The 14,614-nt window shown below is 60.8% G+C and carries 10 protein-coding genes; 5 read left to right on the top strand and 5 right to left on the bottom strand.

Features of this window, described 5'->3' with window-relative positions; translation table 11 throughout:
* From AC1EJZ_RS04100 to AC1EJZ_RS04080, 5 genes are all read right to left on the bottom strand, one after another.
* Nucleotides 1-1,713 carry a sensor histidine kinase gene (locus AC1EJZ_RS04100; RefSeq protein WP_058236498.1) on the bottom strand — a complete coding sequence of 571 codons (1,713 nt, stop codon included), beginning with the start codon at nucleotides 1,711-1,713 and terminating at the stop codon, nucleotides 1-3.
* On the bottom strand, nucleotides 1,710-3,470 hold the full coding sequence (gene cydC / locus AC1EJZ_RS04095) for a thiol reductant ABC exporter subunit CydC (RefSeq protein ID WP_480293996.1): 1,761 nt from the start codon (nucleotides 3,468-3,470) through the stop codon (nucleotides 1,710-1,712). The genes AC1EJZ_RS04100 and cydC overlap by 4 nt, the downstream gene beginning before the upstream one ends.
* Nucleotides 3,467-5,227 carry a thiol reductant ABC exporter subunit CydD gene (cydD, locus tag AC1EJZ_RS04090; protein WP_070725857.1) on the bottom strand — a complete coding sequence of 587 codons (1,761 nt, stop codon included), beginning with the start codon at nucleotides 5,225-5,227 and terminating at the stop codon, nucleotides 3,467-3,469. The genes cydC and cydD overlap by 4 nt, the downstream gene beginning before the upstream one ends.
* A gap of 114 nt (nucleotides 5,228-5,341) precedes the next feature.
* On the bottom strand, nucleotides 5,342-6,472 hold the full coding sequence (gene cydB, locus AC1EJZ_RS04085; RefSeq protein ID WP_058236501.1) for a cytochrome d ubiquinol oxidase subunit II: 1,131 nt from the start codon (nucleotides 6,470-6,472) through the stop codon (nucleotides 5,342-5,344).
* An 11-nt stretch (nucleotides 6,473-6,483) separates the two neighbouring features.
* A complete protein-coding gene (locus tag AC1EJZ_RS04080; RefSeq protein WP_058236872.1) occupies nucleotides 6,484-8,043 on the bottom strand; it encodes a cytochrome ubiquinol oxidase subunit I in 1,560 nt (519 codons plus the stop codon).
* Nucleotides 8,044-8,529: 486 nt separating this feature from the next.
* On the opposite strand from AC1EJZ_RS04080, the gene AC1EJZ_RS04075 reads away from it, so the two are divergent.
* The 5 genes from AC1EJZ_RS04075 to proB all read left to right on the top strand — a co-directional run bounded on the left by AC1EJZ_RS04075 (nucleotide 8,530) and on the right by proB (nucleotide 14,611).
* Nucleotides 8,530-11,043, top strand: coding sequence for an Rne/Rng family ribonuclease (locus AC1EJZ_RS04075; protein ID WP_092648480.1), 2,514 nt, complete (start codon nucleotides 8,530-8,532; stop codon nucleotides 11,041-11,043).
* Between the two features lie 170 nt (nucleotides 11,044-11,213).
* Nucleotides 11,214-11,534 (top strand): 50S ribosomal protein L21, encoded by a 321-nt coding sequence (rplU, locus tag AC1EJZ_RS04070; RefSeq protein ID WP_058236873.1) that lies wholly within the window; start codon nucleotides 11,214-11,216, stop codon nucleotides 11,532-11,534.
* Nucleotides 11,535-11,591: 57 nt separating this feature from the next.
* The gene (gene rpmA, locus AC1EJZ_RS04065) at nucleotides 11,592-11,852 is read left to right on the top strand and encodes a 50S ribosomal protein L27 (protein ID WP_058236503.1); all 261 of its coding nucleotides are present in this window, start codon (nucleotides 11,592-11,594) and stop codon (nucleotides 11,850-11,852) included.
* Between the two features lie 96 nt (nucleotides 11,853-11,948).
* Nucleotides 11,949-13,487 carry a GTPase ObgE gene (gene obgE, locus AC1EJZ_RS04060; protein ID WP_058236504.1) on the top strand — a complete coding sequence of 513 codons (1,539 nt, stop codon included), beginning with the start codon at nucleotides 11,949-11,951 and terminating at the stop codon, nucleotides 13,485-13,487.
* On the top strand, nucleotides 13,484-14,611 hold the full coding sequence (gene proB, locus AC1EJZ_RS04055) for a glutamate 5-kinase (RefSeq protein ID WP_058236505.1): 1,128 nt from the start codon (nucleotides 13,484-13,486) through the stop codon (nucleotides 14,609-14,611). The genes obgE and proB overlap by 4 nt, the downstream gene beginning before the upstream one ends.
* Nucleotides 14,612-14,614 lie beyond the last annotated feature (3 nt).

Genomic DNA, 14,614 nt, shown 5'->3' with positions numbered 1-14,614 from the left:
CTATTCCGGGTCGATTTCCGCGCGCCAGATAATTTCTGCACCTGCGCCGTCGATACCTGCGCCGAACACGAAACTGCCGGCGTGACGTCGGGCGCGCTCACGCATATTGGACAGGCCGGAATTGCGTGTGCGGTGCGGGTCGATTCCGCGTCCGTCGTCAGCCACACGCACGCACACTTCTCCAGCAGTGTCATCGGATGGGGACGTCACTTCCAAAATGACGCGCCCCGCCGTTGCGTGCGCATGCCGCGCAATATTGGACAGTCCTTCACGCACGACAGCCACCACATCATCACCCACATCATCGGACAGCATGTTTTCGATGGCGCTCACCATCGCGTCTTCTGCTTCTTCGTCCTCGTTAATCGCCGTGCCGTCCAGTGAAATGACGAGGGAGGGCGCGAATCCGAGGAACGAGCGTGACAGGGAAGATTCCTGACGGACGCGCTCGACCAGACCGACATTCTGGTCGGGCTCGCGCAGGCCGTGGACGATGGCACGGATCTGGCGTACGGCGTCATCCACCGAGGCCAGTGCTTGATCCAGAATCGACGACACCTCGTCGGTCGATGCCTCTTCTTCCCTGACTTTTGAGCGGGCCGCGTCCAGGCTCATCCCCGCCGCGAACAGCTGCTGGATCGCGAAATCGTGCAGGTCCCGGCTGATACGTGAGCGTTCATCGAGCAGGGTTTCCACGTCTTGAATGTGGCGCGCCGATGCCAGCTCCAATGCCAGGGTGGCCTGGGATGCGAGAGATTCAGCCAGTGGCAGGTCTGACTGGGCGAATTCCTGGCGTCCGGGTTTGCGCAGCAGGATCAAGACACCAGACGTTTCGCCACGAGCCTTCAGGGGCGCGTACAGCGCGGGGCCGAATTTCGTGAATTCCGGGACGCGCATGATCTGTGCGTGCTCCATTGAATCAACCATCATGCCGGTGCCTTCCCTCAGCACGGACATGGTGCGGCCTTCTTTCGGGAAGGTCAGTCCCAGCAATCGATCCGCGTCGTAGCCGTCGGTGATCTCCGCCGCATACGTGTCGCCCACGGAGGGCAGCACAATGATCGCGGTATCCGCGTGGGACACGTCGCGCACGGTGTGCGCAATGAGTTCGAGGGCTTCTTCCTCGTCGGTTCCTTCCAGCATTGCTGTTGTCAGGCGTTGTGAGGCTGAGATCCAGCGTTCGCGGTTACGTGAGTGTTCGAATCGTTCAGCGTTTTCGATTGCCAGTCCGGCTGCGCGTGCCAGCGCGCTCACCGTTGCGACGTCCTCGTCGGTAAAACCGCCGACGCGCCCTGTCAGGAACAGGCGCCCGAACACCTGTTCGTGCACGTTGAGGGAGATTCCCAGGAAGTTGTCAATCGGTGAGGAGGACCCAGCGTCGGCTGGTTGGGCGGGAAGTTCGAAATCGACGTTCGGGTTGAGCAGGTCAGGTATGACCAACGGCTCATGGGGCGGGATATGCGCCGTGAGCGTTTCGATCAGGGGCTGCGTGTGAAGTTCCTGGGCTCTGGCTCCGTGACCGACCAGCCGCGCGGTGCGTCCCCACGTGTCCAGCACGGCCACGCCGCCCCACCTGGCGCCAGTGAGCAGGCACGACTGATCGACGAAAGTTGTCAGAATCGGATCCAGTTCCAGTGAAGCCGTCAGGTCCAGTACAGCCTGCAGGATCGACGGGTCCGCATAGGTGTCATTCGTGTGCGTTGGTGGTGTCACTGTTCCTCCTGCTGCAGTGCCCACCGATAGTTTCCAGCGTGAGCGATGAGCTGGTCGTGAGTGCCCGATTCCACGACATGCGCGATGCCGTCCTTATCCTGTTCCAGAACGATCACCTGGTCAGCCTTGGCAAGGCCCGACAGGCGGTGCGTGACGACCACGATGCCGCGTCCCTGGTCAGTCGGGCTGAGCAGTGTATCCATCAAGGCGTCAGCGGTTGTCGCGTCCAGATGCTCGGCAGGCTCGTCCAGCAGAACAAGCGGGGCAGGAGCAGCCAGCGCGCGGGCCAGCAGAAGTCGGCGGCGCTCACCACCGGAAACTGTGGTGCCTCCAGAGCCGATCAGCGTGTCCAACCCTGCCGGCAAGGCATCACACCACTGTCCCAATCCAGCCGTATCCAGCAGCTGCCGGGCTTCTTCACGGGTCACGTCCGACCTGGCAACACGGATGTTCTCATAGACGGTCGTGGCAAAAATGTGTGCATCTTCGGCGGTCATCGTGATGCGGCGGGTCACGTCGTCGCGATCAGCCTGCCACGCGTCCACGCCGTCAATCGTGACACGCCCTTCCTTGGGCGGAAGCATACCGGCGAGCGTAAACAGGAGCGTCGACTTGCCGATGCCGGACGGTCCCACAATGGCGATATGGGACCCCACGGTGATGTCCAGCGAGATTCCACGCGCAATGGTCGGTCCGTCAGGCCACCCAATCGCAAGGTTTTCCGCAACCACTCGAGGAGTGGCGCCGGTGTGCGCAATGGGATGAGTTTGAGGCGCGTCCCCCTCGCCCAGCAGATCCACAATGCGCGTTGCAGCGTCGGCAGAACGCAGAAGTTGAACGGCTGCGCTTGGAAGTTCCGCGGTGCCTTCAAATGCGGCCAGTGGTGTAAGTACGATCACCGCCAGTGCCACCGCGGCAAGCGCGCCCGAGCGTGTCTGCGGGATGCCGACCAGCAGTGCTCCCACGACGGCAGCACCCATGGCCAGTCGATCCAGCGCAGCAGCCCAACCGGCCGGCCACGCTGCCTGTCGTGTGGATGCGACGAGGGAATCCTCAATGCGTTCGATCCGTTCGCGCACATGAGCCAGGCGGCCCTGGATCTGCAGTTCACTGGCACCATCCATGACGGTGACAACAGATTCAGACAGCTGCGTGCGCGCGTGACGCGACGACATCTCGGCTTCTCTGGCTGCATACATGTTCAATGCGGGCGCGATAACGCCGGAGACCAGCAGGCACAGGAGCAGGATCAGCCCGGCGGCAGGGCTCAGCAGGCTGATTCCAATGACGGTCCCGACTCCCACGATGGTGGTGACAATGGAGGGGAGCAGTGACTTGACGACCAGGTTGCCTACTTCATCTACGTCCGAACCGGTGCGTGCCAGCAGGTCGCCGCGCTGAAGCTTGGCAACGGTGTCGACGCGGGTAGTGGACAGGATGCGGTAGACGTTCTGCCGTAGCGCGTCCATTCCCGTTAAGGCGACTTGATGGCTGGCCAGGCGCTGCAGATACCGCATCAGCGCGCGAGAAATGCCGAACAGGCGCACCGCGACGGCCGCGACCGTCAAGTACAGGACCGGCGGGTGTTGGGAGGCGCGCGCGATCAGCCAGGCAGAGGTGGCGGACAGGGCGATTGCAGCGCCTAAGCCGAGTACGCCTAACAGGACCGACAGGATAAAGTTCTTCTTATCGACATCCAGAAGGTCGATGACGCGGCGCACAGCGCGCCGTTCTTTTTGCGTCAGAAACAGGATCATTTCACCGCCTCCGATTCGTCGAGGAATCCGGGCAGCGTCACGCTCAGGTCTTCCAGTTGCTCAATCTGCGTGAGGATGGGGTACTCCTCGGCATCCTGAGCAGTTGCTGCCTGCGCCGAGACGGTGATGACGTGGTCTGCTGCCGCAACGACGGCCTGGCGGTGCGCAATGACGATGACTGTTCGCCCCTGCGCTTTCATCTGCTCTAGGGTGCGTACCACGACGTGTTCACTGACTGCATCCAGGTGCGCCGTCGGCTCATCAAGGATGACGATAGGGGCCGGATCGAGCAGCGCATTCGTGAGGGCAAGGCGTTGACGCTGACCCACTGACAGGCCGACACCGCGGTATCCGATCTGCGTGTCCCATCCGTCGGGTAGTTTGTCGAGCACCGCGTCGAACCCGGTTGCCTTGCTGGCGGCATCACGCTGCTGATCAGTGACATCGTGCGTTATGACGTCTCGGATGGTGCCGGGAACGAACGTGGGGGATTGTGGAACCCACGTGACCTGGGTCCACCATGAGTGTGGATCGATGTCGGCCAGGTCTACAGGTTCATCTGTGCCGGTATCCGGCTGTGCGATGAGGATCCGCCCTCGGGTAGGTGGTTCCAGTGCCAGAAGAGCCATAACCGTCGTTGTTTTTCCGACTCCGGATGGGCCGACGAGGGTGTTGATCGTGCCCGATTGGATCGTGGCGTTCAGACTATGAGGTGCCCACACTTGCCGGGCGGCAACAGACAGGTCCTCGATGATGATGTCGCGCGAACTCATGTCGGGTGACTGGTGCGCGCCTTGTTCGGTTACGGGCGTTTCCAGAATGTCGAAGGCGGCTTCCGCGGCGGCAATTCCGTTTGCTGATGCGTGGAACTGTGCGCCGACTTGGCGCAGCGGTTCGAATACTTCAGGGGCCAGCATGATGACGGTCAGGCCGACGGTGAGTGATACGGTTCCGCCCACCAGTCGCATGCCTACCTCAACCGCAACCAGCGCCACGGACAGAGTAGTGAGAAATTCGAGGACGCCTCCAGACAGGAAGGCGACCGACAGCGTCGCCATCGTGGTGCGCGTATTTTCTGCCCCCAGGCGCTTCATATGCGCCATCGGGCCTTTTTCGCGCCCCAGGCCTCGGAGCGTGGGCAGGCCCGCCATCAGGTCAAGCAATTGTGAGCCGAGCCGTTCCATGGAGGCAAGTTTGCGCCGTGATGATTCCTGCGTGAATCGACCGATGAGGATCATGAAAACCGGAATCAGCGGGATGACGATCGCTGCGATCAGGGCTGACCAGAAATCAAGCAGGAGCATCGTCAGCAGCGCGAGGGGGGTGACCGTCATTGCGAGGATGAGCTGAGGGAGGTATTTGATGAAGTAGGGCTCCAGATCCGCCAGACCGCGTGTGGCCAGGGTGGCTACGTCCGCTCCGTGACGAGCACGCCAACGTGGTCCAAGTTTTTCAACATGGTCGAGGACTGCGCCGCGCATCTCTCGCACTGCTTTTTCTGCGGCGCGCTGACTCAGCGTTTCACGCAGGCCGATCGTCGCCGCCCGCACAGCCAGCACACCGATCAACAGGCCAATCGTCGGCATGACGTCACGCAAATCCGCTGTTCCCTCGATGACGGGGGAGGCGGTCCGGGAGATCAGGAGGGCCTGCACGATGACGAGAGCTGCTGTGAGCAGACCCAGAAATGCGGTGAAGACGATGTGGACCCGTGCTGAACGTGCGTATTTCAGTAGTCGCGGATCAAGAGGTTTCACACGTTCTATTGTGCCAGTTGTGGGTACGAAGTCCCAAAAGGGCGCGCAATAGGGAAGGTCCCCGGCTCCGTTGGAGCCGGGGACCGTGACCCTTGTCAGCGTTCGAGCGCGAAACTATCCAGCCAGGAAGTTTTCGCCCAGGCGAATCTTCTGAGGCAGCAGTCCCGCATTTTCGTGAACGTCCTTTGTCGAGATACGACGACGGAACGTGTAGTAGCTCCATGCCGTGTAGGCCAGGACAACGGGAACCAGGCAAACCGCGACGATTGTCATCACCGTCAGTGTGCCGGTCGTCGATGATGCCTGCTCGATTGTCAGGGAGTATTCCGGTGCAATCGAGGACTTCATGACGTTCGGAGCCATGATCGTGAAGATCCACGCCACAGCGGCGGCAATGGCGACGGTGGAGCAAATGAATGCCCAGCCTTCGCGACGCAGTTGCTTTTGTGAGAAGGCTGCGGCCGCTATCAACGCCAGGGCGGCGATGACCAGCGGAATCCACGCGAACACGGATGTTGCCGATGTTGCGTAGGCGAACTGACCCCACAGGACCCACACAGCTGCCAGAGCCGTCGCGGCAATGGAGGCGGGTCCTGAGATTGCGTTGGCACGCTCACGCAGGATGCCGTCTGTCTTGAGGGACAGGAACTGTGCTGCGTGCGAGAAGCAGATTGCTGCCACTGCGATGCCGCCCAGTAGGTTGAACGGCATGAGCAGTGAGAAGAAGCCGCCGGTCAGCTGGTGCGATGCGTTCGCCAGAACTTCAGGCGTGACCTGCTCGGGGGGCACAACTTCGCCGGCGCGGGTGACGACCTCGATCTTCATGCCGTGCACCAGGTTGGCGAATGCGCAGCCCATGAGGATCGGAACACCGTAGCCGGCGACAACGTGGAAGCGATCCCACATTGCACGCCACTTTTCGGTTGCGATCTTCGAGCGCCACTCAAGAGCGGCGATACGCAGGATCAGCAGGACGAGCACAACGAACAGTGCGAGGTACATGCCGGAGAACATTGTGGCGTACCACTCGGGGAATGCGGCGAACATGGCGCCACCAGCGGTGAGCAGCCACACTTCGTTGCCATCCCAGTGGGGTCCGATGGTCTTCAGTGCTGTGGTGCGTTCCTTGTCGTTCTTGGAGACGAACGGAAGGAGCATTGCAACACCGAGGTCGAATCCCTCGAGAACCAAGTAGCCGATCCATAGAACGGCGATGAGGATGAACCAGAGAATACTTAGCATCAGTGTCTACCTCCTCAGTATCCGAACGACAGTGCGCCGACTGCTTCGTTGTCAGCATCGTCATCGTGAGCTGTCTTTTCAGAAGCCGATGAGATGCCTTCAAGTGCGTAGCGCTTGAGCAGAAGGAACCACACCACGCCGAGAACCCCGTACAGCAGCGTGAAGATCACCATGGTGAGGAACACCTGGATCGGGGGGATCGTTGTGGAAACGGCAACTGATGTCATTTGCATGACGTTGCCGACCGGATCGGCGTTGGCCAGGCCTGGTAGGTTCGGATGCACGATCCACGGTTGGCGGCCCATTTCAGTGAAGATCCAGCCCAGGGACGCCGCAATGAACGGCGTCGGGATGGTCCACAAGGCGAACTTGCCCAGCGCGGCGCTGGTGGAGATTTGATCCTTGCGCGTTGCCCACAGGCCCCATACGGCCATGATTGCGGCGAAGATACCGAAGCCAATCATCAGCCTGAAGGTCCAGAAGGTCACCATCTGAGGCGGACGGAAATCGTACTGTGAGGCGTCACCGTACTGTGCAACGAAGTGCTCGTTGGCATTGAGGGTTTCCACCAGGCGAGCCTGGATGTCGGCCACACCTTCAACCTCAGCGCTGAAGGAGTTGTGCGACATGAAGGATGTGACACCGGGGACCTGGATAAATTTGGTGGGCTGTGATTCGCCGTTGAGAGGGCAGGAACCGAACTGCGCCACGGTGAAAGCGGCAGATTCTGTGTCAACACAGACGCCTTCGGCAACTGCCATCTTCATGGGCTGCAGCTTGACCATTTCCTGGCCCTGGAAGTGACCGGTCACGACGGTGCCCAGACCGCCGACGATGACGACGACCAGACCAAAGCGTGCAATCGGACGCCAGATATCGCGAGCCTGCTTTTCGCCTTCAGCACCGCCTTCGCGGGCTGCGCGTGTCATCCACCATAGGCCAAGTCCTGCAACGAGGGTGCCGGCAATCAGCCAGGAGGAGGTGAGGACGTGGGTGAATTCCCACAGGAGGACCGGGTTGGTCACAACCTTGAGGAAGCCGCCTGCACCATCGAGTTCAGCGCGGCCCACTTCAGGGTTGAACACTGCGCCGGTGGGGTGCTGCATCCACGAGTTCGCACCCAGAATCCACAGTGCTGAAATCGTGGTGCCTGCTGCGACGAGCCAGATGCTGGCCAGGTGCATGCCCTTGGACAGTCGACCCCAACCGAAGATCCATAGGCCCAGGAAGGTGGACTCCATGAAGAATGCGAGAAGTGCTTCAACTGCCAGAGGTGCACCGAAGATGTCGCCCACGTAGCGGGAATATTCTGACCAGTTCATTCCGAATTGGAATTCCTGGACGATACCTGTCGCGACACCGAGCGCGAAGTTGATTAGGAAGAGTTTGCCAAAGAAACGTGTGGCTTTGAGCCATGTTTCGTTTCCGGACCTGTGCCACTTCGTCTGCATGATTGCGACGAGGAGCGACAGCCCGATTGTGAGAGGGACCTGAAGGAAGTGGTACACCGTGGTGATACCGAACTGCCATCGTCCCAGCGTCAGCGTGTCAAACGCTGCCGGAAGCAGGGTCATGATGCTCGCCTTTCCGGTGACGGAATCGTTGTTGTCGATAGAAATACGGATATACGGCGCCACGCGATTGACATGACGCCATGTCAAGAAGATAACTCATTGACCAGGTGGTTAATGGCAGAATCGCCGAAATTGCGCTGATTCGCTGTTTCATCTTCACTTTCAAGGTGTGGTGAAACTTCCAGGTGGCAACGGAATAGGAAACAAGAGTGTTGCCTATTTCGTGTGACGTGGAGTCGGCACTCACATGTGCCGCGTCGCTCAGGCATTGAACCGGTAGATGTGCCACCCGCCTCAGCGCTTCTTATTCCGTTGGCACTTCGCCTGTGTCACAATAGGGGTAACCAAGGCCGTTGCGAGAGCACCCTCGTAACGGGCGTACTGCGTCGACCGCGACTGCTTAAGTCGGTTGCTCCGCTGTGTACGCTATCGTGCTTTGCGCGAGCCTGAACGCTTCCGCCCACGTGGGCGACGACGGGTGGATCCATGGTGCGTGTGGATCCCCTCCAAAATTGGAGAAAAGTGACAACGACCGAACACGAGGGATCGGCAGCACACGTGCCTGCCGCCTCCCTGCTATTTCAAGCGCCGACTTTTACCGAGCCGGCTCCCGCACCATCCCGCTCGGACGATTCGACATCATCGCAGGACTCGTCCGAGGAATCACCCCGACGCTCACGCTCGCGTCAAAAGAATAAGGGCAAGGACAAGGACTCCTCGCAGTCCCAGGACGACGGCAAAGGTAAGAACAGAAAAGGCAAGTCCTCCTCTTCCAAGTCATCGTCTGGAAAGTCTGGCACGCAGGGCAGCTCCGACGACAATGCCGACAATTCGGGTGAGAGCAACTCCGGTAAGAAGGACCGCAAGCAGGACTCCGGGAAATCACAGCGCTCAAGGAAGTCTTCCCGCAAGTCGGCAGAGCCAGATTTGACGTCAGATTCCGCAGATTCTCAGGATTCGTCCGCGCAGGACGGTGATTCTGCTCCCTCCGAGTCAGAATCGTCCGAGGGATCTTCACGCCGTCGTCGCCGCCGGCGTTCACGCTCGCAGTCCGGTGATTCCTCTGACAGCAACGATCAGGTCACCGCGCTGAAGGGATCAACTCGCCTGGAGGCGAAGAAACAGCGTCGCCGTGAGGGTCGCCGCGATGGTCGCCGACGTCACACGATCACCGAATCGGAGTTCCTGGCGCGGCGCGAGTCAGTCACCCGCAAGATGATCATTCGCCAGCATAACGGCCTTGATCAGATCGCAGTGATCGAAGATGACCTGCTGGTCGAGCATTACGTGGCTCGACGCACCCACCAGACAATGGTCGGCAACATCTACCTGGGTCGCGTCCAGAACGTCTTGCCGTCGATGGAAGCTGCGTTCATTGATATTGGCCGAGGCCGAAATGCCGTACTGTATGCCGGTGAGGTCAACTGGGATGCCGTGGGCCTGGAAGGTCGCCCTCGTCGAATTGAATCGGCACTCAAGTCCGGTGACGCGGTGCTGGTGCAGGTCACCAAAGACCCGATCGGCCACAAGGGTGCCCGCCTGACCAGCCAGATCACGCTGGCCGGACGCTACCTCGTCTTCATTCCGCACGGCTCCATGATGGGTATTTCCCGCAAGCTGCCAGAATCTGAACGAGGACGCCTGAAGAAAGTCCTCAAGAAGGTCATGCCGGCCGGAGCCGGTGTTATTGTTCGCACCGCGGCCGAAGGTGCGTCCGAAGAACAGCTCGTTGCCGATGTTGAGCGCCTGTCGAAGCAGTGGGACGACATCACCAAGCGTGAGAAGAACACGAAGTCGGCCCCGACGCTGGTGCGCGGCGAGCCCGAACTGGCTGTCCGCGTCGTGCGTGACATCTTCAACGAAGATTTCGCTCAGCTGATTATTCAGGGCAAGGACACGTATCACACAGTCAGCACATACGTCGAAGAGCTGTCGCCTGAACTGTCTGACCGCGTCGAACAGTGGGTCGGCACGAATGACGTCTTCGCTGAGTTCCGCGTCGATGAACAGCTGGCCAAGGGCATGGACCGCAAGGTGTGGCTGCCCAGCGGCGGCACGCTGATTATTGACCGCACCGAAGCGATGACGGTGATCGACGTCAACACCGGCAAGTACATTGGTGCCGGCGGCACGCTGGAAGAAACCGTCACGCGCAACAACCTGGAGGCCGCTGAAGAGATCGTGCGTCAGCTGCGTCTGCGTGACATCGGCGGCATCATCATCATCGACTTTGTCGATATGGTGCTTGAATCCAACCGTGACCTCGTCCTGCGCCGCCTGGTTGAGTGCCTGGGACGTGACCGCACTCGCCACCAGGTCACTGAGATCACCTCGCTGGGTCTGGTGCAGATGACGCGAAAGCGCGTGGGGGAGGGCCTTGTTGAAGCATTCTCCACACCGTGTGAGGCCTGCGAAGGCAAGGGCTTCATCGTGCACACTCACCCCGTGGAAACGCCTGGCGCGGATCCTGCCTCGCACAGCAACAACAAGCAGAAGGGCCGCTCCAGGCGAGAGACGAAGAATAACGAGGATGGCCCCGGCTCCAAGCGTGCGCGTGAAGCGCTGAATGCCATCGCGGCGGCAGCGAGCCACGCACACGAAAAAGATCAGGAAGATAGCCAGGACAGCCAGGACAGCCAGGGCAGTCAGGGCGGTCAGGGCGGTCAGGATGGTCAGGGCGGTCCAAACGATCAGCCTGCGGCGTCCGCCGAAACCGAACAGACCAAGGCTGCCAGTGAACAGGACAAGCCCGCTCAGCCGAGGAGACGTCGGCGTGTGTCGACCGGAAAGACGGTCGAGCCGGAACCGGTGACTCCCACCCCGGAGCCGACACCGGAGCCTATTTTGGAGCCCGAACCGGCCGATGAGCAGCCCGAACGTCATCACGCGGTGACTTCGCTGGATGATATTCAGTTGCCAGATGCCGCGAAACGCTCCACACCTACACGACGTCGCCGCCGGGTGGCATCGCGTGGCGTCATTGAGCCTTCAGCGTCCTAACCGTGTGGAATTGCACAGCCGTGAGAGCTGGATTTCGGCTCTGACGGCTTGCCCACGGGTCCTGTTTTCGGGTAAATTTGATCCTCGGCGCACCAAGGCGCCAGCGAGTGATTGCCAGACGATACGCCTCAGTATCACAGGCAATTGATTCGTTCCGTACGAGTAAAGAGATGAGCTCCAACGTGGTCTACGCGATCGTCAAGGCCGGCGGCCGACAAGAAAAGGTGTCCGTCGGAGACGTCGTAGTCGTCGATAAGCTGGCCGATGAAATCGGATCCAGCATTGAACTCCAGCCACTGATGCTGGTCGACGGCGACGCCGTCACCACTGATAAAGATGGACTATCAAAGGTCTCCGTTAAGGCTGAGGTCATCGACGCGACCAAAGGTCCGAAGATCTCCATCGTCAAATTCAAGAACAAGACTGGCTACCGTAAGCGTCAAGGTCACCGGCAGAAGCAGTCGGTCATCAAGATCACCGAGATCGCCTGAACGATCCCACTGATCGATTGAGTTTCTAGTCGTTCGAAGAGAGAAAGCACCACTAACATGGCACATAAAAAGGGCCTCGGTTCTTCCCGCAACGGTCGCGATTCGAACGCTCAGCGCCTGGGCGTGAAGCGTTTCGGTGGCGAATTCGTCAATGCTGGCGAGATCATTGTCCGTCAGCGCGGCACACACTTCCATCCCGGACGTAACACCGGCATTGGCAAAGATGACACCATCTTCGCCCTCAAGCCCGGTTCGGTTTCCTTCGGAAAGCGTCGCGACCGCCGCGTCGTCGACGTCGTGGAGTCCGTGTCTGCCTGATTCATTCAGCGTCAAGGGCGTTCGGCCGTGAGCCGGACGCCCTTTTCCTGTTGCGTATCATTGTTTGTGTCAGTCAGTTACACCTAAAGGACCACCATGGCGGATTTTGTTGACCACGTTCTGATTCATTGTGCCGGAGGCAACGGAGGCAACGGCGTCGCGTCAGTCAAACGCGAAAAATTCAAGCCGCTGGGAGGTCCCGACGGGGGAGACGGAGGCAACGGCGGCTCGGTGATTCTGCAGGTCGACCCGCAAACCACCACGCTGCTGGCCTACCACCGCAGCCCACACCAGTGCGCCGAAAACGGCACACCCGGCATGGGAGACTTCCGGCAGGGGAAAAACGGAGCCGACATCATCCTGCCTGTCCCAGACGGCACGACCGTTAAGAGCGCGGACGGCGAACTGCTGGCTGACCTGACAGGCGAAGGCTCTCAGTTCATCGCTGCCGAGGGAGGCCGCGGCGGCCTGGGCAATGCCGCACTGGCATCGAAAGCCCGTAAAGCGCCCGGATTCGCCTTACTGGGGGAGCCCGGCGAGACGCGCGACATCATCCTTGAACTCAAATCCGTTGCCGATGTCGCCCTGGTGGGCTACCCGTCGGCCGGTAAATCCTCGATCATTGCCGCCATGTCGGCGGCACGTCCGAAGATCGCTGACTACCCGTTCACCACGCTGATCCCGAATCTGGGAGTGGTCGAAGCCGGCGGTATGCGTTTCACAATGGCGGACGTTCCAGGCCTGATCCCCGGCGCTTCGCAGGGCAAGGGCCTGGGCCTGGAGTTCTTGCGCCACATTGAGCGCTGTGCAGTGATTGTCCACGTCCTCGACACAGCCGCAGTCGAATACGACCGCGACCCTGTCAGCGACCTCAAGACGATCGAAAATGAACTGGCGCAATACCAGAGCGACCTGGGGACGCCTCACGGGTACGTGCCGCTGATGGAACGCCCGCGCGTCATCGTGCTCAACAAGGTTGACATTCCCGATGGGCAGGACCTGGCCGAATTTGCCCGCCCTGACCTTGATGAGTTTGGCTGGCCGGTGCTGGAAGTGTCTGCCGTGACCCACCGCGGTCTGCGCGAACTTGCTTTCGCACTGGCACCCCTGGTTGAAGAACAGCGCCGGGCAGCTCGGGACGCAGCCGACGAGGCACCCCGACCGGTCATTCGTCCACGCCCTGTGGGTGAGGTAAACCAGGTGAGTGTTGAGCCGTGTCAGTTTGAAGGACGCACCGTTTACCAGGTGCGCGGCGACAAGCCAGAACGCTGGGTCAAGCAAACCGACTTCACCAACGATGAAGCGATCGGCTACCTGGCCGACCGCCTTGCCACCATCGGTGTGGAAGATCAGCTCGCACAGGCCGGTGCCAACGCCGGTGACACGGTTGTGATCGGCCCCCTTGAAGGCGGCGTGATTTTCGACTGGGAGCCCTCCTTGACGACTGGGCCAGAACTGCTTGGATCGCGCGGCACGGACAACCGTGTCGATGCGTTGAAGCGGCGCACGAACCGGGAACGCCGTGAGGAGTATCGCGCCGCGATGGACGCGAAAGCTGCGGCCCGTGACGAGCTGTGGACCGAACGCGAATCGGGTGTGTGGACGGATCCGAGCACCGAGGACGATCGGGCGTGAACGGAGTTACGCGTGCGCGACGCATCGTCGTGAAGATCGGTTCCTCATCGTTGACGCGCCCCGATGGGGGGCTTGACCTGAACCGGATTGACCAGGTTGCGGGTATGGCCGCGCAGTGGTGCCGGGACAACCATGAAATCCTCATCGTTTCCTCCGGTGCCGTGGCCGCAGGGCGCACGCCGCTGGGGATTACCGGGCGTCTCCATGACTTAGCCACTGTCCAGGCGTGCGCGGCAATGGGGCAGGGTCTCCTGGTTGCACAGTGGTCGGCCGCTTTTCAGTCCCACCATCGTCACGTCGCACAGATCCTGCTCACGACCGACGATGTCATGCACCGTGAGCACTACACGAATGCGCGCGATGCGATGGAGCGCCTCCTGTCCCTGGGAGTTGTCCCGATCATCAACGAGAATGACACCGTCGCCACACGCGAGGTGCGTTTCGGTGACAATGACCGGCTGGCCTCCTACGTGGCCCAGATCGTGGCCGCTGATGCGCTGGTCCTCCTGACGGATGTGGATGGCCTGTACACAGCGCCGCCCTCGGACCCTGCTGCCGAACTGGTGGAGACCGTGACGCGCACGGATGATTTGCGGGCGGTGCTGGTGGGCGGTTCGGGATCGTCGGTGGGCACGGGCGGCATGGTCACCAAAGTGCAGGCCGCAACGATGGCTGCTGCATCCGGTATCGGTGTGTTGCTGACAAACGCGGATAAGCTCGATCAGGTGTTCGCCGGGCGTAAGGTCGGCACATGGTTCGAGCCGACGACGTCACGCCCCGCCTCGAGGCGCCTGTGGATTGCGCACGCCGCCCCCTCGTGCGGAGAACTCGTCATTGACGAGGGTGCCGTCCGCGCACTGACTGACCGCAAGAAGTCGCTGCTGGCTGCAGGTATCACAGCGGTGATGGGCAATTTCCGCAGCGGCGACGTTGTCGATGTGGCGGGACCGACCGGGCTGATTGCGCGCGGCATCGCAGCCTACGATGCTGACACAATTGCGCAGATGAGTGGCGAGAATGCGGATGACCTGCGTCGTCAGGGGTGGGATAACCCTCGCCCAGTGATTCACCGCGACGATTTGGCGATCCTGTCGCTTGCATCAGCGGCAAGTATGTCACGATAAGAG

This window comes from Pauljensenia sp. C0170B5, from assembly GCF_056590195.1.
The sequence above is the reverse complement of the archived record's forward strand: the minus strand, read 5'-3'. Positions and strand labels throughout refer to the sequence as shown.